Source organism: Kribbella sp. NPDC055110, assembly GCF_053607525.1.
On sequence record NZ_JBSGTS010000003.1, the window covers coordinates 110,164 to 130,513 of the forward strand.

Consider the following 20,350-nt stretch of genomic DNA (forward strand, 5'->3'; position numbering starts at 1 on the left):
CCTTTCAGAACAGTCCGGAGGTCGGTGGCTCGGCGCCGGTCAGGTGGAAGGCGCCGACCGCGGCGGCCTTCCAGTTGCGCGGGTTGTGGTTGGCGACCGTACGGGCGTTGCGCCAGTGCCGGTCGAGCGCCGTACGGCGATCGGTCGCGGAGCCACCGCCGACGTCGAAGGCGAGCTCGGCCGCCCGCAACGCCGACTCCACGGCCACGTACTGCGCCTGCGCAACAGTCAGCGCGGCCCGCGCCCCGGCGTCGCGAACCTCGTCGTCCGCAACTGCTGGAACCGCGCCCAGTTCTTCGGCTGCGAGTAGTACCACGGCGCGGGCGGCGTTGGCGCGGGCGGCGATCTCGCCGACGACGTGCCGCACGTACGGATCGTCGACCGCCCGGTCCGCCGTACTGTGCTTGATCGGCCGCGCCTTCTCCTGCGCGAACCTCACCGCGTCGTCGAACGCGGCTCCCGCAATACCGGCCTCGATCGACGCGAGATACAACTGCGCGAACGACCCCTGCCACGGGTTCCGCGGCGGCGTCTCGTCGGCACGGATCAGCTCGTCGGGATACACCTGTACGTCGTTGAGCCGCGTCGTACCGCTCGCTGTCAGCCGTTGCCCGATCGCGTCGAAGTCGTCCAGCCGCTCGACACCCTCCCGATCGGCGGGAACCGTGAACCGGACAACCTTGCCGTCCTCGTCGGTCGCGGTGCCGCTGAACCACTGCGCGAACAGACCGCCGGTCGAGTAGTACTTGGCGCCGCTGAGCACCTCACCGTCGCCCTTGCGTAACAACCTCGTCGCCACCGCACCGGCCGCACCACCGCGCTCGTTGCTGGTACCCGCGAACAGGTCCCCGTTCCGCAGCCGCTCGAGAGTGCGGTCCCGATGCGGAAGCTCCTGGCGAGCGATCACGCTCGCAGCCGTCAGGAAGCTGGACCGAAGCGCCTGCGCGACGTTGGAGTCCGCCCGCGCGATCGCGATCACCAGGTCGACGACATCACGCAACGTCCCGCCCGCACCACCATCCTCGACCGCGACACCGACCAACGTGATCCGCTGCTCCGCAAGCGCCCGCACCTCCTCGAACGGATAGTCCCGCGTCCCCTCCCGCTCCCGCGCCGTCGCCGCCAACCGCTCCAGAACCGGCGCGATCCCCGCACGAATCCCCGCAACCGTCACACCCGAACCGACCGCCCGCCCAACAGCTTTCCGCTCGCCGGTCCCCGGACCGGTGCTTGCTGCGATGACGCCCGGTCCGGCGGCCGCGGCGCTCATGCGGCACCTGCCGCGTCGGCGGCGCCCTCTGCGCCCGGCGCTTCCGTGGCGGCTCGGGTGGGGGCGACCGGTGTGAGTCCCAACGCTTCCCGGAGGCTGCCTGTTGGGCCGGGCGCGACGAGCCTCGACACCACGTTCTCGACCAACGCGATTAGCTCGCGGGTTGGACCGTTCACGGTCAGCACGAGGCCGTCGAGGGACTGTGTGGTGACCCGGTCGTGCAGCCAGTCGGCGTCGATTGCGGGTGGCACCTGGATCCGTCCCAGCAAGGCGACCTCAGCACGTTTGCGACCGTCTCGTTCCAGCGCGGCGTACAAGGCGGCGTCGGCGAGCGGTGCGGCGGCGACGTCCACGATGACGGCGTCGGCATGCCCTGCCACGCAGGCGATCTCGGACGCGTCGGTGACCGCCGCGACCTGTACCGGCCGGCCCTGCACCGACGACGGGCCGTCGATCGAACCGGCCACCCGATAGAACCGGCCGTCGAATCCGGCCGGCCGGATCAACTCGTCACGCACGAACACCGCCGACTCCTGATCCCCCACGAGCGCCTCGGCGGGGAACGAGTCCCACAGCCGCCGCAGAATCTCGGCGTACTCGCACCAGCGCTCTTTACGATCGGTCGCCGACGGATCTGGTACGACGGCACTCGTCACCTCATCGCCCTCCCCCGGCCGCAGCACCAGCCCGGCTCGGCCGTCCGTCGCACGGTCGATCGAGAGGATCCGGCGGGCCAGGTTGTACGGCGCGTGGTGAGTCGTCGGCACGTCCGCGAGGTAACCGAGTGCCGACGTACGCCCGGCCAGGAACGACACGACCACCGTGGGATCGAGTACGGCGAACCCGGGCACCGTATCCAGCAGCCGAAGACCGGCGACTCCCGCGGCCTCCGCAACCTGCGCGATCCGGACGGCATCGGACAGGCTGCTCACCAACGGCGAGTCGGGCCCACGACCATCCGGGTCGGTCGACTGGCCGACCGCGAGTTCCAGCAGGATCGGAATACTCATCGTGCAGCCTCCAAAGGACCCCAGACACCGCGGGGAACATCCGGTACGCCGAGACCGAGGTGATCGCGCAACGTCGTACCGGCGTACTCGTGGCGGAACAGACCACGCCGCCGCAGCTCCGGGACGACCTGCTCGACGAAGTGGTCGAAACCCGACGGCAGTACGTCGGGCATCACGTTGAAACCGTCCGCGGCGCCGGACAGGAACCAGCGCTCGATGTCGTCGGCGATCTGCTCCGGCGTACCGACCACGATCCGGTGACCACCGCCACCGCTGAGCTTCTTCAGCAACTGCCGCAGCGTCGGGTTCTCGCGGTCGATGATCCCCTTGACCATCCGGTAGAACGTCTGCGAGCCGCCCGCCTCGTCCGGCTCGACCAGCAACTCGGCCGGGATCGGCTTGTCGTCGTCCAGCCCGTCGAGCGAGAACCCGAGCTGCCCGGCCAGCCGGCCACGGGCATAGGCGTCCGGCAGCACCTCGTCCAACTGCTCACGTCGTTGCCGGGCCTCGGCCTCGGTGCTGCCGACGACGGTCGACAGCCCGGGGAGTACGACGACCTCCTCGGGCCGGCGTCCGAAGTCGACGGCACCGGCCCGGATCTCGTCACGGAACGCCCGTGCGTGATCGAGATCCTGGTCCGCGGAGAAGATCACCTCGCCGATCCGCGACGCCAGCCGCCGGCCGTCGCTGGACCCGCCCGCCTGAACAACCACCGGGCGACCCTGTGGCGACCTGTGCACCCTCCGCTCGGCCCACGTTGCGACCACTTGCTCCGCGAAGTCCGCGGCGCGGCGGTACCGCAGTGCGTGGTCGGGCTCGCCGTCCCGCCCGAAGTTGCGCGCGGCAACAGGTCCGGCGGTCGTGACGACGTTCCAGCCCACGCGGCCGCGGGACACGTAGTCGAGGTCGGCGACCCGGCGGGCCAGTTCGACCGGATCGTTGTACGACGACGAGAGCGTGCCGATGAGCCCGATCCGCTCGGTCCGGGCCGCGATCCGCGCGAGCACCGTCGTCGGCTCCAGGTTGTTGCCCGGCCGGTGCCGGACCTGCGGGTCGAGCACCGGCCCGTCGGCGAGGAACACCGCGTCGAGCTGCGCGTCCTCGGCCTTCTTCGCGATCTCGGTGTAGTGGTCGATCGTGTAGCTGGCGGTGGCGTCGGTTCCCGGGAAGCGCCAGGAGCCGCCGAACACACCGGCGTTCAGGATGTTCACGTTCAGATGCAGTTCACGGCTCATGGCTGGACTCCTTCCTCGCTGCGGTCGACGAGTACGCGGTCGAAGGTGCTGTCCGGTGGTGTGCCGTTGACGAGGTACGCACCGATCACCCGCGGCTTGTAGACGACCGGGTTGTGCGACGCGAGGGTGCGCGCGTTGCGCCAGTGGCGGTCGAGGTGCGTCCGCTCCCGGACGGCAGACGAGCCGCCGGCGTTGAACGCGATGGTCGCCGCGTCGAGGACCGCCTCGATGATCGCTACTTGTGCGGCCGACACGTCGGCGAAGTTGGCGGCGTACGCCTCGGGTGTGCCGTCGGCGTTGGCGGCCTCGAGCCCTTCCGCGGCGAGCCGGAGCAGGGTGCCGGCGGTCAGTGCGCGCGTGTGCAGGATGCCGATGACGCCGAGTACTTCCGGGTCTGCGGTCGCCTCGGTCGTGAGTGCGTGCAGGCTTGTCCGGTGCCGGGCGCGGACCACTGCGATGGTGTCTTCGCGGAGGCTGCGGGCGATTCCGGTCAGGTTTGCCAGATGGACGATCTGGAAGAAGGCCGGGAGCGACCGCAGTGCCTCGCGGACCAGTCCCAGCCGCCCGTGCTCGGCGACAGGTACCGCCTCGAAGTGCGTCGTACCGCTGCCGGTCAGACGCTGCCCGATGCCGTCCCAGTCGTCGGCGTGTACGACGCCCTCGTGGCGCGCCGGTACGACGGCGAACGCCCGCTGCCCGTCCTCGTCGAGCACCGCGACCCGGATGAAGTCCGCAAACAGCGAACCGGTCGAGTAGAACTTGGTGCCAGAGACAACCAACCGCCCATCAACCCGATGCAGCTTAGTGGTGATCTCGAACCCGGTGCCGCCGTGCACGGTCCCGGCCGGTTCGGATTGGGCGTTGCCGAAGATTGCTCCGGACGCGATGCGGCGGAGCCAGTAGGCGGCGCTTTCGGGGGCGTCGCTGTTGCGCAGGATCTCCACGGCCGAGAAGTGTCCGCGGAGGATCTGCGGAACGTTCGAGTCGGCCTGCCCGGCCTCGGCCAGCAGGTCGAACAGCGTCGGCAGATCGACGCCGTACCCACCGTTCTCGACCGGCACCCGCAACCTCCCGAAGCCCGCGTCCACGAGCTCCCGCACCAGCTCGTACGGGTGGGTCCGGGTGAGATCCCGCTCCCCGGCTCCCTCCGCCAGCCGCGCGAACACAGCCCGAAACCCGGGCAGTGCCTCGGTGAGCGTCGGCGGGCCCGCAACGCGCGGAAGCGTTGGGATGTTGGGGGTTGGGTTCGTTGAGGTGCTGTGGATGGTCATAGTGCTCCTTTCCCCGTGCCGGTGAGGTGTTTGCCGGCTACGGCGCTGAGCAGTTGGGCGGTGTAGTCGGCGGTTGGCGCGGCGAAGACCTGGGCTGCTGGGCCCTGTTCGACGATTCGGCCGCGGTGCATCACGGCGACCTGGTCGGAGATCGCGCGGACGACCGCCAGGTCGTGGGAGATGAACACGTACGTGAGCCCGAGCCGTTCCTGCAGCTCGCGCAGCAGTTCCAGGATCTGCGCCTGGACGGAGACGTCGAGTGCCGAGATCGGTTCGTCCAGTACGACGATCCGCGGCTCGAGCACCAGCGCCCGCGCGATCGCGACGCGCTGCCGCTGACCGCCGGACAACTCCCGCGGATGCCGATCGACGAAGTCCGCCGGCAACGCCGCCGCCGCCAGCGCCTGCACGACCTGTTCTTCGTGCGTACGGCGACGACGCCGCGGCGGCCACTGCCGTCCAGGCAGGAACGCCGCCAGCGGCTCGGCCACCACGTCGTACACCGAGAATCGGGGATCGAACGAAGCGTAGGGGTTCTGGAACACGATCTGTATGTCGCGCCGGAGCGGGCGGAAGTCCCGTCGGGACAACCCGGTGATCTCCTTCCCCAGAACCGACACGCTGCCGGAGGTGACGTCGGTCAACCCGGTGAGGATTCGTGCGGTGGTCGTCTTCCCACTGCCCGACTCGCCCACGATCGACAACGTCTGTCCCGCTTCGACGGTGAACGTCACGTCGTCGACCGCGACGAACCCGCCGTACTCCTTCCGCAGGTTCCCCACCTCGATCACCGGCTGTGGATCCGCGACGGCCGGGCGCGCCCGCGAGAACTCCAGTCGCGAGGGCACGCTGGCCAGCAGCTGCTGGGTGTACGGGTGCTGTGGATCGTCCAGCACCTGACGTGCCGGGCCGAGCTCGACCAGTTCGCCCTGTTGCATCACGCCGATCAGGTCTGCGCGGTCGGACGCGACGCCGAGGTCGTGCGTGATCAGCACGACCGCCGTACCGGTGCGGGCGCGCAGCTCGTCGATCAGGTCGAGCACCTGGGCCTGAACCGTCACGTCGAGACCCGAGGTCGGCTCGTCCGCGATGATCAGGTCCGGCTCGGCCGCGATCGCCGCGGCGATCAGCACGCGCTGCCGCATACCGCCGGACAGTTCGTGCGGGTACTGGCGGAACCGCTGCTCGACATCGGTGAAGCCGACCAGCTCGAGCAGTTCCAGCACCTTCGTACGCCGCTGTTGCGCGTCCAGCTCGGTGTGCAACCGCAGTACGTCCTCGACCTGGTGACCGATCCGCCGGACCGGGTCGAGGGAGACGGTCGGGTCCTGCGGGATCAGGCTGATCGCCGTACCCAGCAGGTCGCGCAGCTTGCGCGGTGGCAGGTCGTGGATCGGCTCGCCGCGGTACCGGATCGAGCCGCCGGTGATGACCCCGTTGTCCGCCAGCAGACCGAGAATCGCCTGCCCGGTCGTGGTCTTGCCCGAGCCCGACTCCCCTACCAGTGCGAGAACCTGACCGGGCCGTACCTCGAACGACACGCGTTCGACAGCAGGCTTGAGCCCCTGCTTGACGCGGTATCCGACACTCAGATTGTCGACAGTCAGCAACTGATCGGTCATGCTTCCCGCCTCCCCGAAAGCTGGTGAGCGATGTGGTTCGTCGCCAGGACGACGGCGACGACCGTCAACCCCGGCCAGAGCGTCAGGTAGCCGCGGGTCGCGATGTAGTTGCGTCCGTCCGCGACCAGCCGGCCCCACTCCGGGTCCGGCGGCTGGGCGCCGAGGCCGAGGAAACTCAGCGAGGCGATCCAGATGATCGCGATCCCGAACTGCACCGTGATCAGCGCGACCGTCGGTGCGATCGAGTTCGGCAGCACATGCCGGCGCAGGATCGAGTACGTCGACGCGCCGCTCGTGACGGCGGCCTCCACGTAGGCACTCGCCCGCGCCCGCAACACCTCCGACCGGATCAGCCGCGCGAAGGTCGCGGCCGACGTCAGCCCGACCGCGATCGCCGCCTGCACGATCCCGAACCCGAGCAACACCACGATGGTGATCGCGAACAGGAACCCCGGGATCGACAGCAGTACGTCGATCAACCGCATCACCACACTGTCGACCACCCCGCCGAACCACCCCGCCGACGCCCCGACCAGCGACCCGACCACGACCCCCACGAGCACCGCGATCGCCGACCCGCTCAACGAAGCACGCGCACCGTAGACCAGCCGGGCAAACTGATCCCGTCCCAACTGATCAGTCCCCAACCAGTGCGCCCCCGACGGCGGCTGCAACTTCCCCGCAGGATCAACCTGCGTCGGCCCGTACGACGTGAACAACCCAGGCACCACCGCCCAGAGCAGCACGAGCGTCACCACCGCCGCCGCGATCAAGAGACTCCAATGCGCACCAACCCACCGAAGCCAACCCCGCCCAACACCCGACTCGGTGCTCTTGGCAACAACCTCACTCATGGCATCACCACCTCCGCGGGGAGCCGGCGGCGGGCCGGGTCAACGGACTCGGTTGGCTCGTCGGGGCGGCGCCAGGTGGTTCGCTGGGATCGGCCGTCGACCAGGATCCGCGGATCCACCAGCGGGTACGCGAGGTCGACGACCAGGTTGACCACGACGTACGCCGCCGTGCTCAGCAGCACCACGCCCTGCACCACCGGCAGGTCCTGCGTGTTGACCGCGCTCACCGTGAGCTGACCGATCCCGGCCCGGGCATAGACCGACTCCGTCACGACCGACCCTGCGATCAGCTCACCGACCGCGAGACCGAGCAGCGTCAGCACCGGCAGCGACGAGTTCCGAAGAACGTCCTTCCGGAAGATGTACCTCTCCCCGGCACCCTTGGCCTGCAGCACATGCACGAAGGGCTGCCGGCGAGTGGCCCGCATCGACGTGGCCAGCACCTGCGCCAGCGGCGCAGCAACCACCAGACCCAATGTCGCCGCCGGCGCAACCAACGCGCGCACTGTGCCGTCGTCGACCGACGGAATCACATGCAACCGGAACGACAGGTACTGCAGCGCCACAATGCCCACTACGAACGTAGGCACCGAAGCGAACAGTGACGGCACCGCAGTGGTCAGCGAACGCAACCACCGCCACGGCCCATAGTTGATCAGCACCGCGACCACGCCCGCGAACAGAACACCGAACACGAGACCGAGCCCGGTCAGTTGCAGCGTGCTGGGCAGCGCATCGGCGACCAGCTGGCCAACGGACTTCCCGCTGCTCAAGGAGTACCCGAACTCACCCCGGAAGACACCCGCAAGCGAATGCAAGTACTGCTCGACCAGCGGTCGGTCGAGACCGTAGTACTCCAGCATCACCTTCGCGGCCTCGGGCGAGATCTGCGCCTCCGGGTTCTGGATCCGGTTGTGCACCGAGTCGCCCGGCAACGCGCTCAGCAGTACGAACGACAACGTGTACGCGGCCCACAGAACCAGAACGGCCTGCCCGAGCCGCTTCCCGACGTACCCCGTCACTTGGACAACCAGGTGTCGTAGAGCCAGGACCTGCCGGTCGATTCCGTACCGAACCCCTGCACCTTCGGACCGAGCCCGAACACCTGCGTCTCGTCGTACAGCGGGATCACGTACCCCTGCCCGAGGACGTAATCCTCGATCGCCTGGATCGCGGCCTTGCGCTTCGCCGTGTCGAACTCGAGTGCCTGCGCACTCAGCAGAGAGTCGAGCTTCGCATCCGGTGTCGGCCGGTGCAGCACGTTGTACCGATCGCTGCCGTACGACGCGCGCAGCACACTCGGCTCACCCGTCGAGGTCTGCCCTTGGGTGAACGACCACTTGTCGCCGCGTGAGGTCTCGAGGGCCTGGTACTCCGTCAAAGAAGCGCTGTTGATCTTGAGCTCAACCCCCGCCTTCTTCCACTGCGACTGCAGCAGCTCGAGCACCGACTGGGACACCTGGTAGTACGGCGAGACCCAGATGTCGAAGTGCAGGCGCTTGCCGTTCTTGCTGCGGATGCCGTCCGCACCGACCGCCCAGCCATCGGCGTCGAGCAACGACTTGGCCTTGTCCAGGTCGTACGTCAGGTACTTGCTCGAGTCGCCCCGCAACGGAGTGCCCTTCACCAGCAGACTCGTCGGAACCGGGTAGCTCGGCGACAGCACGGTCTTGTTGATCTCTTGCCGATCGGTGGCCGCCTGCAACGCCAACCGGATGTTCTTGTCCTGCGTCAGCGGGTTCGCGTCGAGCTGGAAGGCGAGCTTGTTGGTCTCGCCCTGCACCGGGATCGCGACGACCTTGCCGCCCCCGGTGGTCACGGTCTCCTCGTCGTACGGCGCGATGTTGCGGGCGATCTGCGCCTCGCCGGACTGCAACGCGCCGACCCTGGTGCCGGCCTCGGGAACCGTCTTGAAGACGATCCGCTCCAGGTACGCCTTGCCTTGGTGACCGGAGCCTTCCGGCGCCCAGTTGTAGTCCTCGCGCCGTTTCAGCGTGACCCCGGTGGTGCCGTCGACCTTCTCGACCACGAACGGTCCGGTTCCGACCCAGTTCTCCAGCTTGCCCTGACCGTTCAGGTCCTGCTTCAGGAACGGCTTGCCGAGGATCGAGCTGGCCCGGTAGTTCGAGAGCACCTGCAGGAAGCCCGCGTTCGGCTTGCTCAGCGTCACCCGCACGGTCTGCGGATCGACCGCCGTGGTCCCCTGGTAGTTCACCCAGAACGAGTCCGGCGGGATCGCCAGCTTCTTGTCACCCAGGCCGTGCTGGTCGAGGTTCAGCTTGACGGTCTCGGCGTCGAGCGGGTCGCCGTTGCTGAAGGTCACGCCCTTACGCAGGTGGAACGTGTACGTCAGATGGTCGGGGCTGATCTCCCAGCTCGACGCCAGCCAGGGCTTGAAGTCGCCGGTCGCGGGGTCCTGCCACACCAGCCGCTCGGCCAGGTTGTCGGACACCTGACTGTTCGACCAGATCGAGTTCGTCGGAACCCAGGCGGTGTACGAGACCGGGTCGTAGAACGTCAGCGTGCCGCCGTCCTGCGGGGCGCCGCCGCTCTCGCTGCCGGCGGACGATCCACCACAAGCCGACAGCAGCAAAGCTGCGACCGACAATGCGGCCGTGGCGACCACGGACTTCCTGGATCTGCTCATGGTGGAACTTCCTTAGCTACGGCCCCGAGTCTCACAATATGTCTAGTAAATCTATAGACATTAAGCAGTTAGTAGAGTCGCGTCTCACCAGGCGATCAACGGGCGGGAGAGCGGCAATGGGGACGATCAGCGACGAGGTCCAGGCGTACGCCGCCACGGTGCTGCGCCCTCGTGCATTGGAGACGGATCGCCTCGGCGTCAGCGAGCAGACCGTGCGCGAGCTGGGGGCACTCGGTGCGCTCAACCACCTGGCGCCCGCGGCGTACGGCGGTGCGGAGTTGGATCGCGCCGCGGATCGCCGACTGCACGAGATCATCGCGGGTGCGTGCTTCAACACCTGGCTGGTCTGGGCGCAGCACGGCCCGCAGGTCGGGCGGATCCGGCAGGCCGTCGAGGACCCGTGCCGGTCACTCGAGCCCCTCGATCCCGAGCTCACCGGCCGCATCCTGCGCGGCGAGGTCTTCCTCGGCGCGGCGTTGAGCGACGTACGGCGCTATCCCGACAGGTACGTCGCGGCGCGTCGTACCAAGGACGGCTGGAGCTTCGAGGGGACGATCTCGTGGGTCAGCGGCTGGGGCCTGAACGAATGGCTCGGCGTGGCCGGTGTCGACGACAGTGACCCGGCGGGGCCTCGAGTGGTGTACGGATTGGTCCCCGTCGGCGAGGGGATGGACGCGACGCCGTTGCGGCTCAGCGCGGCGGGCGGGAGCCGTACCGAACGCGTGACCCTGCGCGGGATCGCCGTACCTGAGTGTCGTGTCATCGCCGTGCAGGATCTCGAGGCGTGGCGTGCTGCTGACGTTGCGGCCGCGGCCGACGCGCGTCCACACCACTTCGGTCTCGCGGCGACGGTGCTGGACGAACTGCGCGCCTCGTCGCACCCGGCCGCGAACAGGGTCGCCGAGGCGTGGGCGCCACGGGTGGCGCGGATCCGCGAGCAGGCCTACGCAATCACCGACGAGGTGACCACGGCCGGGCCCGGCGCGCCGCAGCGCGTCGACGAGCGGCTCGCGCTCAAGGTCGCCAGCGGAGAGGCACTCGCGACCCTCACCCGGGCACTGCTGGTGTCTCGTGCGGGGCACGGACTGACCGACGACGACACCGCCCAGTTGCATGCCCGGTCGGCGCTCTTCGTCCTGGTCCAAGGCCAAACGGCCGCGGTCCGGGAAGCCCAGCTCAACGCGCTCGCCAGCTACGGCGTGGAACCATCAGACACCTTCTAGTGTGCGCTGCGCCGGAAGCTCGTGTCATAAGTCCGGAGTCGGGTAGCTGCCGACCCGTGCTTGCGGCCCCAAACCGGTTTGGGGAGTCCTACCTGCCCGAATCGGACTGTGGCACTCCCCAGTTGGCCGTGCCCCGCCTGGCGTCACTCGCCCCCTTTGGCGCATCTTTGCGGAGCCTGCGGCCGATTCCGATTGTTTGGGGAGGGTTACTGGCTGATTCGGGTGGGTACGGCTCCCCACACTGGTTCGGGGAGGCCCGAGCCTCCCCATACCGGTTTGGGGAGGCTCTAGCGCTGCGAATTCCTGGGCGTGCGTCGAAGCCAGCCGAGCTTATGGCGCTAAATTGCGGGCACGACACTAGGCCGACTGCTCGGTGGGGACGTCGTGCCGGCGTTCTCCGGGGATCGCGGCCAGGAGTTCTCGGGTGTACTCGTGGGCCGGCGATCGTAGTACCTGGTCGGTCGGGCCGGACTCGACGACGACGCCGTCCTTCATGACCGTGACATCGTCCGCGATCTGCTGGACGACGCCGAGGTCGTGCGTGACGAAGACGTAGCTGAGACGGAACTCGGCCTGTAGGTCGACGAGCAGCTGCAGGATCTGCGCCTGCACGGACACATCCAGCGCGCTGACGGCCTCGTCGAGTACGAGAATCTCCGGGTTCAGCGCCAGTGCGCGAGCGATCGCGACGCGCTGACGTTGACCTCCGGACAGCTGCTCCGGCAGCCGGTCCAGGTATTCGTCGTCGAGTGAGACTGCGTGGAGCAGTTCGCGAACTCGGGTTTGGATGCTCGCGAGCCGGAACGCGCGCAGCGGCTCGGCGACGATGCGGTTGACCGTGAACCGTGGATCCAGCGAGGTGAACGGGTTCTGGAACACGAACTGCAGCCGTCGGCGGAGCTCGCGCAGGCCACCGCGGCTGAGCCCGGTCAGCTCGTCGTCACCGACCTTCACCACGCCTGCGTCGGCAGCCACGAACCCGGCCAGAATGCCTGCCAGCGTGGACTTTCCAGCGCCGGACTCCCCCACAACCGCATGCGTCGTCCCGGTCCGAACGGCGATGCTGACACCGTCCAGCGCACGTACGACGTGCGCTCCGCCGCCGGCCCGAACGGTGTAGTGCTTGCTCAGACCCCGACCCTCGATCGCCACCTCCGACCCGACCTTGTCCTCGATCGCCGCCTCCGACCCGACCTTGTCCTCGATCGCCACCGGACGGACCACCTCCTCGCTCACCGCCGCGCGTCCGATCACAGCTGAACTGAGCTTTCGGGGGCGCAGGCGGCCTGGACGGTGTGCGGCGGCCAGCAGGCGGCGTGCGTACTCGCTCCGCAACGGCCGGTCGACCAACTCCTGCGCGGTGCCCTCCTCGACGATCTCGCCCTCGCGCATCACCAGGATCCGATCGGAGCGGTCGAGGGCGACGCCGAGGTCGTGCGTGACCAGCAGGACGCCGAGATCGAGGCTCCGGCCGAGTTCGCTCAGGTGGTCGAGGATCACCCGCTGGACCGTGACGTCGAGCCCGCTGGTCGGCTCGTCGGCCAGGATCAGCTTCGGCTTGCCGGCCAGCGCGATCGCGATCAACGCACGCTGCTTCATGCCACCGCTGAGCTCGTGCGGGTACTGCTCGAACAGCCGCTCGACGTTCTTCAATCCCGCGGTACGTAGGTAATCCAGCGCCTCGTCGCGAGCAGCCTCCCCGCGACCCGGCGAGTTGAACCGGACGGCCTCGACTACCTGGCGGCCGATCTTCTTCGTCGGGTTGAGCGCCGTCCCGGGGTCCTGCGGCACGAACCCCACGTAGTTGCCGCGGACCCGCGTCATCCGTTGGTCGGACCAGTTCGTGACATCGACCCCGGAGTACGAGATCGTGCCGCCGCGGATCCGCGCGGACGCCGGCAGCAGCCCGAGCGTGCCCTGGATCAGCGTCGACTTGCCGCACCCCGACTCCCCCACCAGCGACACGAACTCACCAGGTGCGATGCTCACGCTGACCCCGTCGACGGCGGGCGTCCAGTCGCGCCGGCCGCTCCGATAGTCGACGGCGAGGTCGGTGATCGCCAGCAGCGGCTCGGTCATCGGGCGTGGTCCTTCCGGAACGACGTGCTGATGCGGTGGGTGCTGATCACGACGAGAGCGAGCGCGAGGCCGGGCAGGATCGACACGTACGGGTGGACCGCCAGATAGTCCCGTCCCTCGGCGACGAGCAGTCCCCACTCGGGTTCCGGTGGTGGGGCGCCGTACCCGAGGAAGCCGAGCGAGGCGACGGCGAGGATCGCGGTGCCGACCTCGAGCGCGGCGAGTGCGAGCACGGAGTTGAGCGAGTTCGGTACGACGTGCCGCAGTACGACGGCGGGCCGCCGGACTCCCACGCCGTACGCCGCCTTGACGTAGTCCTTGCGGGCGACGGTCAGGACCTCCGCGCGCATCACCCGCGCGAACGCGGCGATCGACGAGATGCCGACGGCGATCGCGATGTTGTCGGTCGAGTAGCCGAGCACCGAGACGATCACCATCGCGAGCAGCAGGCTGGGAATCGACAGGAAGACGTCGATCACCCGCATTGTCGCGGTGTCGACCGCACCACCCAGGTAGCCCGCGACCAGTCCGATCACAGTGCCGATGCCGAAGGCAATCAGTACGGCGACCAGCGTCGCAGTCAGCGTGGTGCCGGCGCCGTACACCGCACGTGCGAACAGGTCGCGACCGAGCCGGTCCGTGCCGAACGGGTGCGCGAGGCTGGGTCCGGCGAAGCTCAGGCTGCTGTCGCCTTCGTACGGACTCGCGGACGTGAACAACCCTGGCACGACCGCCCAACCGACAGCGACCGCAACGATCACCCAGGAGAGCAACAGCACCGGCCGCCGCAGCAGACCGGCGAGCCGGCCGGCACCGGCCCGCCGCAAGAAGACGGCTAGACGGGCGGCCAGAGTTGCACGCAGTCGCGGGTCGAGGTCCTCCGGGCGGCTCATGCCGGAGCCCCGATCGCTTCTACCGGCGCGGTTCGCGGGGCGCGGCCCGCCAAGGTTGCACGCAGGCGCGGGTCGAGGAGGGGGTAGACGAGGTCGATCGCCAGGTTGATCAGGGCGAAGCTCGCCGCGACGAACACCACGATCCCTTGCACCAGCGGGATGTCGAGCGTGTTGATCGCGGTCTGGGTGAGTCGCCCGATCCCCTGCCGCGCGAACACCGTCTCGGTGATGACAGACCCGGCGATCAGGTTCCCGAAGGTGATCCCCGCGATCGTCAGCGCGGGCAGGCTCGCGTTCCGGAAGACGTCGCCGATGACGATCGCCGACCGCGGCGCGCCCTTCGCCCGACTCGTCGTCACGTACCCGGCGCGGAACTCGCTCGCGAAGCTCCGCACCAGCAGCTGGGTGATCGGTCCGGAGACCGGGATCGCCAACGTGACGATCGGCAGCACCAGACTCCTGACCCCGGAGTTCCCGAACGACGGGAACCAGCCCAGCCGGAACGAGAACACCTGCAGGAAGATCACTCCGAGCAGGAACACCGGAACCGATACCGATGCCGAGGGCAACGACTCGGCCGCCTCCCGGAGCCAACGCCGACGGGTCGTCGTCGCGACGACCGCGATCACGAACGCGAACACCACCGCGAGCAGCAGCGCCCCCGTCGCCAGTACCAGCGTGCTCGGCAACGAGTTGAAGACCGCCGCGTCGACAGCCCGCCCGGACTGCACCGACGTACCGAAGTCTCCGCGGACCGCATGCGCCAGCCGGTCGAGGTACTGCACGACGATCGGGCGGTCGAAGCCGTAGCTGTGCGCGACCTGCGCACGAACCTCGGGCGGAATGCTGTTGAGCTCCGCCGGGTCGAACAGCAGGTCGACCGGGTTGGCCGGCAGCACGAACAGCAGCACGAAGGTCACCGTGAACGCCGCCCACACCACGAACAACGCCCGCCCGACCTTGAGGGCGACGTACCGGATCACTTGCTCTTCCAGGCATCCACGAAGTGGTTCCGCGACTGCGCATCGAAGACGATGCCGTGCACGTACGGCGCCTGCGCGATCACCTGCGACGGGTTGTAGACCGGGTTCGCGAGCGCGTACTTGTCGACGATCAGGTCCTGCGCGGCCTTCGCGTACTCCTTACGCTTCGCCGGGTCGAGCGTCGAGTCGAGCTTGTCCAGCGTCGACACGATCTCGCCGTACCCGGGGAAGTCCTTCGGCAGGAACGAACCGTCGTCGGCCTGCGGGCTGTACGCCAGCCGCAGTACGCCGGGGTCGTTACGGGACCGGTTCGCGGCCTTCACATTCCACTTGGTCTTCGCCTTGGACTGCTCGGCGGCCCAGTCGGCGAGCGGCAGAACGGTCAACTGCGCGTCGATACCGATCTTGCTCAGGTCCTGCTGGATGGACTCGTACGCAGGCTTGTTCGCAACCAGGTTGTTGATCCCGACGAGTTTCACCACCAGGCGCTGACCGTTCTTCACCCGTACGCCGTCCGCTCCGGGCACCCACCCGTCCGCGTCGAGGAGCCGCTTCGCCTCGTCCGGGTCGTACTTCAGCGCCGTACTGCTGTAGTCCACGAAGCCGGGAACGGAGTCGGCGAGGATCGATCGCGCGATCGAGTAGGACTTCGTCAGCACGGTCTTCTCGATCGACTCGCGGTTCCAGCCGCGCTGGATCGCCTTGCGGACCGCGAGATCGTTGGTCGGGAACAGCGACGTGTTGAAGTCCCAGCGGATCGCCGTACCGGACACCTGCCGGGAGATGATCGAGTAGCCGGCCGCTTTCAACGGCTCTTCATCGGTCGTGCCGACGTCGAGCGTCGCGTCGATCGTCCCCGACTTGAGCGACCCGGTCCGCACACTGGCCTCGGGGATCGTGTTGAAGACGATCTTGTCCAGGTACGCCGGACCTTGGTGATGGAGCGCCGGCGGCGACCAGTTGTAGTCCTTGCGCTTCACCAGGACCGTCTTGACCTGCTCCTGCCACGACTCGTACACGAACGGTCCGGTGCCGATCACGTTCTTCGGGTTCGCCCGCTCGTCCGCGCTCTTCTTCAACGTCGACAACGCCAGGAAGCCCGGCTGGGCGTTCGCGGTGAACGACGACGCCTGCAGGAAACTCGCGTTGGGCTTGGAGAAACGCACCACGGCGGTGAACTCGTCCGGCGTCGACGTTCCGACGTACCCGTTGAACAGCGACGCACCGCTCGCGACGATGCCGAGCTTCGGATCGCCGTGCACGTACTGGTCGAAGTTCGCCTTCACCGCCGCCGCGTTGAACGGCGTGCCGTCACTGAACGTCACGTCGTGCCGCAGGTGGAAGGTGAACTCGGTCAACTCCTTGTTGTACGACCAGGACTCGGCCAGCCACGGCGTGATCTCACCGGTCTTCGGGTCCTGCCACGTGAGTTTGTCCGTGATGTTGTTGCCGATGATCGACTCGGCGTAGTTGGTGCCCCACTGTGGATCCGGGCTGCGCTGATAGTCGAGCAACGCGAACTCCAGCGTGCCGCCCGAGACAGGCTTCCCGTCGCTCTGCGCGGACGCCGTGTCACCACCACCGGACGCCACCGCCCACACCACACCGAGCGTCGCGACCAGCACCACGGCCACACCCCCAGCCACCCACGGCCACCTGCGCCGCGGCCCACCTGCCTGCTCGATCGAGGTCAATGAGTCGGTCATCGCGATCCTTAATGTCTAGTTCCTTAGTAGACATAGTAGGAAAGTAATGACGGCTCCCGACCGCTGTCCACACCTCGGACACGCCGTTCACTCGCAGGGTGCCGGGCAGACGAAATCGCCGGCCCGGCACCCTGCGCACGTCAGCCCTGGCGGACGACCGCGAGGGCGTTGGACCATGCGACAACCTGGTCGAGGAGCTCCCCGAGTGCATCCAGCTGCCGCGGCTCCGGCCGGAGCGTGGTGAAGTTCTCGAAGTCGGTGTAGAACGACAGCGCCACCTGACCGCGGACGGTCGCCAGCTGCAGCTCCGCGGCGATCAGCCGGAGATGCTCGACGGCGCGGGCCGCGCCGACCACGCCGTACCCGACGAAGCCGGCCGCCTTGTTGTTCCACTCCCGGTAGAGATAGTCGATCGCGTTCTTCAGTGCACCCGACGTCGAGTGGTTGTACTCCGGCGTCACGAAGACGTACCCGTCGTACCGGTCGATCGTCTCCGACCAGCGCTTGGTGTGCTCGCCGGCGTACTGACCGGCCGACGCCGGCACCGGCTCGTCAAGATGCGGCAGCGGGTGGTCGAGCAGATCCACCAGCTCGAACTTGGCGTCGCTCCGCGTCTGCGCCTGGTCGAGCACCCACTGCGCCACCGCCTCGCCGTACCGTCCCGGCCGGGTGCTGCCGACAATGATCGCGATGTTCGTCATGGCCTTTTCACCTTCTGTCATGATCGATCCCGAGCGGACCGTCGACAGATGCCAACCAGCGCGGACCGCCGTTCATACCGGCCTCGGCACCCGCACTATTTAGTGCGTCACGCACCTGGAGGGAAGAAATGGAAGACGGGCTGTGCACCTCCGAGGCGTCCCGGCAGCACACGCGAGACGTGCTGCGCCGGGTCGGCGACACCTGGTCGCTGGCGACGGTCTCGCGACTCACCGACGGCCCGCGCCGGTTCACCGAACTGATGAAGGACCTGCCCGGCATCTCCCACCGCATGCTCACGCAAACCCTGCGATCGCTCCAGCGCGACGGCCTGATCAGCCGCACCGCGTACGCCGAGGTTCCGCCCCGCGTCGAGTACGCCCTCACGCCTCTCGGCCGGTCGCTCCTCCAGCCCCTCACCGAGCTGACGAGGTGGGCCGAAGACACCCACCACGAGGTCAACGACCACCGCCGTACCTTCGATGCCTGAATCCGCCCTCAGCTGACCGAGAGGACCAGCTTGCCGCGCGTTGTCGCGGTGGCGAGACGGTCGAGGGCGAGCTTCGCGTCGGCGAGTGGCAGTACGTCGGTGACGTCGATGCGGACGTCGCCGGCCTCGAGCAGATCGAGGGCGGCACGGCCGAAGCGGCTGACGATCTCGGGTGCACGCCGGGCCAGGTCCCCGATGTTGAAGCCACCGACCAGGCGGGTGTTCTTCCACAGCGGCTGGACCGGCACCGTGAGGTCCGGATGACCACCCGCATCCCCGAACGCGGCAAGCCTGCCGAACGGCGCGAGCAACTCGATGCTCTCCGCCCGCACCGGTCCGCCGACCGGATCGAGTACGAGATCCACACCGCGACCACCGGTGAGCTCCCGGACCCGCTCCGCGAAGCCGTCGCGGAGGAACACCGCGTCGTACCCGAACTCCTCGGCGTACTGGACCTTGTCGAGCGACCCCACCGTACCGAGAACCGTGCCTGCGCCGAGCGTCCGGGCCAACTGCGCCGCGACCGTGCCCACACCGCCTGCGGCGGCATGAATCAGGACGGTGTCACCGGCAACGATCCGGCCCGTCCCCGCCAGTAACCCGTACGCCGTCGTCAGCACGGTCGGCGCACCCGCCGCAACGACCGGGTCGACATCCCGGATCAGATAGGTGAACGCCGCGGGTGCGACGACGTACTCCGCATAGCCGCCGAAGCCCGGCAGGTAGGCCGTCACCTCATTGCCTACCACAACGTTCTCGACGCCCGGACCGACCGCCGCAACCACACCTGCCGCCTCCAGCCCGGGCACATCGCCCTCGGGGTCCGGCGGTCCGAAGTCTCCGCGCCAATGCTGCAGCTCGGCGAAGTTCACACCCGCATGGGAGACCCGGACGAGCACCTCGCCGGCACCGGGCACCGGAACCGGACGCTCGAGCTCGACCAGGGCACCTTGGACACTCGTGAAGCCGATCGCACGCATACCGCCAAGGCTCACACCTCGCACCTCACCCCGAGCCAACCGTCCGGAACGCGAGACACGCATTCCTCCGCACACCGCCTGGACCGCCGCACGCTAGGGCGCGCCGAACGGAACCGAGGCGCGGGCCACGACCGGGGCCGGATGCTGCCAGCGGCCGCGGTGTGCGAGCTCGGGCAGGACGCCCTCGCCGAACCAGTAGGCCTCCTCGAGGTGTGGATATCCGGACAGGACGAACTCCTCGATGCCGACGGCGGCGTACTGCTCGATCAGGTCGGCGATCTCCTGATGGGAGCCGACCATCGCGGTGCCGGCGCCACCGCGCACCAGGCCGACGCCGGCCCACAGGTTCGGGTAGATCTCCAGGCCGTCCTTCGTGCCCTCGTTGAGGGCGAGCATCCGGCGCTGACCCTCGGCCTCGCTCCGCTTCAGGCCTTGCTGCACCTTCGCGATCTGCTCCTCGGAGATGCCGTCGAGCAAGCGGGCGGCCTCGGCCCACGCCGCTTCCGAGGTGTCCCGGGCGATGGTGTGCAGCCGTACGCCGTACCGGAGCTCACGGCCCGCGTCCGCGGCCAGCTTGCGCACTCGGGCGATCTTCTCCGCGACGGCTTCCGGCGGCTCGCCCCACGTCAGATAGACGTCCGCGTGCCGGGCCGCGACCCGCAGCGCCGCGTCGGACGACCCACCGAAGTAGATGTCCGGCACCGGATCGGGCCGCTGCGCCAGCGTCGCACCCTCGACCTGCAGATGACGCCCCTGGAAGGTGACCGTCTCCCCCGCCCACAGCCGGGTCACGATCTCCAGGAACTCGTCGCACCGTTCGTAGCGCGCCTCCTTGTCCAGGAAGTCGCCGAACATCCGCTGCTCGTGGCTCTCGCCACCCGTCACCACGTTCAGCAGCAGCCGGCCGCCGGACAGGTTCTGGAAGCTGCCCGCCATCTGCGCGGCCAGGAACGGCGAGATCAGTCCGGGCCGGAACGCGACCAGGAACTGCAGCCGCTCGGTCACCGTGCTGAGCATCGCGGTACTGATCCAGGCGTCCTCGCACCAGGCGCCGGCCGGAGTCAGCGCGGCCTCGAACCCGAGCTGCTCCGCGCTGCGCGCGATCTGCCCGAGGTACGGAACCGAGGCAGGACGGCCGGACGCGCCGGCGTTCACTCCGTGACCGCCGCCGACCACCTGCCGTCCGTCGCCGCCGTTGGTCGGCAGGAACCAGTGGAACTTCAACTGTTCCGACATGTATGCCCTCGTTCTGACTCGAGTCTCATTGTCGACAGGATGACTGGACAATGAGAACTGTTCAAGGCGATTGCTGCCAGGGCGCCCGCGGATCGCCTCAGGCGGGTTGTCCGCGATCCGGTCTGATACATACTTCGCGTCTTCCGCTACTT

General features: G+C 68.4%; 17 protein-coding genes. 2 read left to right on the forward strand and 15 right to left on the reverse strand.

The window, feature by feature from the left end; genetic code table 11:
• Positions 1 to 4: 4 nt before the first annotated feature.
• The 8 genes from ACWF0M_RS06535 to ACWF0M_RS06570 are packed head-to-tail and all read right to left on the reverse strand — an operon-like array spanning position 5 to position 9,909.
• On the reverse strand, positions 5 to 1,270 hold the full coding sequence (locus tag ACWF0M_RS06535) for an acyl-CoA dehydrogenase family protein (RefSeq protein WP_452234597.1): 1,266 nt from the start codon (positions 1,268 to 1,270) through the stop codon (positions 5 to 7).
• A complete protein-coding gene (locus tag ACWF0M_RS06540; RefSeq protein ID WP_452234598.1) occupies positions 1,267 to 2,280 on the reverse strand; it encodes an LLM class flavin-dependent oxidoreductase in 1,014 nt (337 codons plus the stop codon). The genes ACWF0M_RS06535 and ACWF0M_RS06540 overlap by 4 nt, the downstream gene beginning before the upstream one ends.
• On the reverse strand, positions 2,277 to 3,515 hold the full coding sequence (locus tag ACWF0M_RS06545; protein WP_452234599.1) for an LLM class flavin-dependent oxidoreductase: 1,239 nt from the start codon (positions 3,513 to 3,515) through the stop codon (positions 2,277 to 2,279). Before ACWF0M_RS06545 ends, ACWF0M_RS06540 begins: the two co-directional genes overlap by 4 nt.
• Positions 3,512 to 4,786 carry an acyl-CoA dehydrogenase family protein gene (locus tag ACWF0M_RS06550; protein ID WP_452234600.1) on the reverse strand — a complete coding sequence of 425 codons (1,275 nt, stop codon included), beginning with the start codon at positions 4,784 to 4,786 and terminating at the stop codon, positions 3,512 to 3,514. The genes ACWF0M_RS06545 and ACWF0M_RS06550 overlap by 4 nt, the downstream gene beginning before the upstream one ends.
• Complete coding sequence (locus ACWF0M_RS06555) at positions 4,783 to 6,408, reverse strand: dipeptide ABC transporter ATP-binding protein (RefSeq protein WP_452234601.1); 1,626 nt, start codon at positions 6,406 to 6,408, stop codon at positions 4,783 to 4,785. Before ACWF0M_RS06555 ends, ACWF0M_RS06550 begins: the two co-directional genes overlap by 4 nt.
• On the reverse strand, positions 6,405 to 7,262 hold the full coding sequence (locus tag ACWF0M_RS06560; protein ID WP_452234602.1) for an ABC transporter permease: 858 nt from the start codon (positions 7,260 to 7,262) through the stop codon (positions 6,405 to 6,407). The genes ACWF0M_RS06555 and ACWF0M_RS06560 overlap by 4 nt, the downstream gene beginning before the upstream one ends.
• Positions 7,259 to 8,284: an ABC transporter permease gene (locus ACWF0M_RS06565; RefSeq protein WP_452234603.1), complete on the reverse strand. Its 1,026-nt coding sequence runs from the start codon at positions 8,282 to 8,284 to the stop codon at positions 7,259 to 7,261. Before ACWF0M_RS06565 ends, ACWF0M_RS06560 begins: the two co-directional genes overlap by 4 nt.
• Positions 8,281 to 9,909, reverse strand: coding sequence for an ABC transporter substrate-binding protein (locus ACWF0M_RS06570; RefSeq protein ID WP_452234604.1), 1,629 nt, complete (start codon positions 9,907 to 9,909; stop codon positions 8,281 to 8,283). The genes ACWF0M_RS06565 and ACWF0M_RS06570 overlap by 4 nt, the downstream gene beginning before the upstream one ends.
• 116 nt (positions 9,910 to 10,025) lie before the next feature.
• On the opposite strand from ACWF0M_RS06570, the gene ACWF0M_RS06575 reads away from it, so the two are divergent.
• Entirely contained in the window at positions 10,026 to 11,132 is a 1,107-nt protein-coding gene (locus ACWF0M_RS06575) for an acyl-CoA dehydrogenase family protein (RefSeq protein ID WP_452234605.1), read from the forward strand.
• Between the two features lie 357 nt (positions 11,133 to 11,489).
• On the opposite strand, the gene ACWF0M_RS06580 is transcribed toward ACWF0M_RS06575, so the two are convergent.
• From ACWF0M_RS06580 to ACWF0M_RS06600, 5 genes are all read right to left on the reverse strand, one after another.
• A complete protein-coding gene (locus tag ACWF0M_RS06580; protein WP_452234606.1) occupies positions 11,490 to 13,211 on the reverse strand; it encodes a dipeptide ABC transporter ATP-binding protein in 1,722 nt (573 codons plus the stop codon).
• Positions 13,208 to 14,104, reverse strand: coding sequence for an ABC transporter permease (locus ACWF0M_RS06585; protein ID WP_452234607.1), 897 nt, complete (start codon positions 14,102 to 14,104; stop codon positions 13,208 to 13,210). Before ACWF0M_RS06585 ends, ACWF0M_RS06580 begins: the two co-directional genes overlap by 4 nt.
• Entirely contained in the window at positions 14,101 to 15,087 is a 987-nt protein-coding gene (locus tag ACWF0M_RS06590) for an ABC transporter permease (protein ID WP_452234608.1), read from the reverse strand. Before ACWF0M_RS06590 ends, ACWF0M_RS06585 begins: the two co-directional genes overlap by 4 nt.
• Entirely contained in the window at positions 15,084 to 16,793 is a 1,710-nt protein-coding gene (locus tag ACWF0M_RS06595; RefSeq protein WP_452234609.1) for an ABC transporter substrate-binding protein, read from the reverse strand. The genes ACWF0M_RS06590 and ACWF0M_RS06595 overlap by 4 nt, the downstream gene beginning before the upstream one ends.
• Positions 16,794 to 16,933: 140 nt before the next feature.
• Positions 16,934 to 17,515: an NADPH-dependent FMN reductase gene (locus tag ACWF0M_RS06600; RefSeq protein ID WP_452234610.1), complete on the reverse strand. Its 582-nt coding sequence runs from the start codon at positions 17,513 to 17,515 to the stop codon at positions 16,934 to 16,936.
• Positions 17,516 to 17,622: 107 nt separating this feature from the next.
• Here ACWF0M_RS06600 and ACWF0M_RS06605 point away from each other — a divergent pair, with 107 nt between their 5' ends.
• Positions 17,623 to 17,982 carry a winged helix-turn-helix transcriptional regulator gene (locus ACWF0M_RS06605; RefSeq protein ID WP_452234611.1) on the forward strand — a complete coding sequence of 120 codons (360 nt, stop codon included), beginning with the start codon at positions 17,623 to 17,625 and terminating at the stop codon, positions 17,980 to 17,982.
• 8 nt (positions 17,983 to 17,990) lie between these two features.
• Here ACWF0M_RS06605 and ACWF0M_RS06610 read toward each other — a convergent pair whose 3' ends face one another.
• A complete protein-coding gene (locus tag ACWF0M_RS06610) occupies positions 17,991 to 18,977 on the reverse strand; it encodes a quinone oxidoreductase family protein (protein ID WP_452234612.1) in 987 nt (328 codons plus the stop codon).
• A gap of 78 nt (positions 18,978 to 19,055) precedes the next feature.
• Positions 19,056 to 20,198, reverse strand: coding sequence for an LLM class flavin-dependent oxidoreductase (locus ACWF0M_RS06615; RefSeq protein ID WP_452234613.1), 1,143 nt, complete (start codon positions 20,196 to 20,198; stop codon positions 19,056 to 19,058).
• Positions 20,199 to 20,350: the final 152 nt, after the last annotated feature.

Bases quoted from the DNA above. Each gene is read 5' to 3' on its own strand.
- ACWF0M_RS06580 (WP_452234606.1), bottom strand. From the start codon at position 13,211: ATGACCGAGCCGCTGCTGGCGATCACCGACCTCGCCGTCGACTATCGG.
- ACWF0M_RS06585 (WP_452234607.1), bottom strand. From the start codon at position 14,104: ATGAGCCGCCCGGAGGACCTCGACCCGCGACTGCGTGCAACTCTGGCC.
- ACWF0M_RS06545 (WP_452234599.1), bottom strand. From the start codon at position 3,515: ATGAGCCGTGAACTGCATCTGAACGTGAACATCCTGAACGCCGGTGTG.
- ACWF0M_RS06560 (WP_452234602.1), bottom strand. From the start codon at position 7,262: ATGAGTGAGGTTGTTGCCAAGAGCACCGAGTCGGGTGTTGGGCGGGGT.
- ACWF0M_RS06595 (WP_452234609.1), bottom strand. From the start codon at position 16,793: ATGACCGACTCATTGACCTCGATCGAGCAGGCAGGTGGGCCGCGGCGC.
- ACWF0M_RS06540 (WP_452234598.1), bottom strand. From the start codon at position 2,280: ATGAGTATTCCGATCCTGCTGGAACTCGCGGTCGGCCAGTCGACCGAC.
- ACWF0M_RS06570 (WP_452234604.1), bottom strand. From the start codon at position 9,909: ATGAGCAGATCCAGGAAGTCCGTGGTCGCCACGGCCGCATTGTCGGTC.
- ACWF0M_RS06550 (WP_452234600.1), bottom strand. From the start codon at position 4,786: ATGACCATCCACAGCACCTCAACGAACCCAACCCCCAACATCCCAACG.
- ACWF0M_RS06605 (WP_452234611.1), top strand. From the start codon at position 17,623: ATGGAAGACGGGCTGTGCACCTCCGAGGCGTCCCGGCAGCACACGCGA.
- ACWF0M_RS06615 (WP_452234613.1), bottom strand. From the start codon at position 20,198: ATGTCGGAACAGTTGAAGTTCCACTGGTTCCTGCCGACCAACGGCGGC.
- ACWF0M_RS06600 (WP_452234610.1), bottom strand. From the start codon at position 17,515: ATGACAGAAGGTGAAAAGGCCATGACGAACATCGCGATCATTGTCGGC.
- ACWF0M_RS06535 (WP_452234597.1), bottom strand. From the start codon at position 1,270: ATGAGCGCCGCGGCCGCCGGACCGGGCGTCATCGCAGCAAGCACCGGT.
- ACWF0M_RS06575 (WP_452234605.1), top strand. From the start codon at position 10,026: ATGGGGACGATCAGCGACGAGGTCCAGGCGTACGCCGCCACGGTGCTG.
- ACWF0M_RS06555 (WP_452234601.1), bottom strand. From the start codon at position 6,408: ATGACCGATCAGTTGCTGACTGTCGACAATCTGAGTGTCGGATACCGC.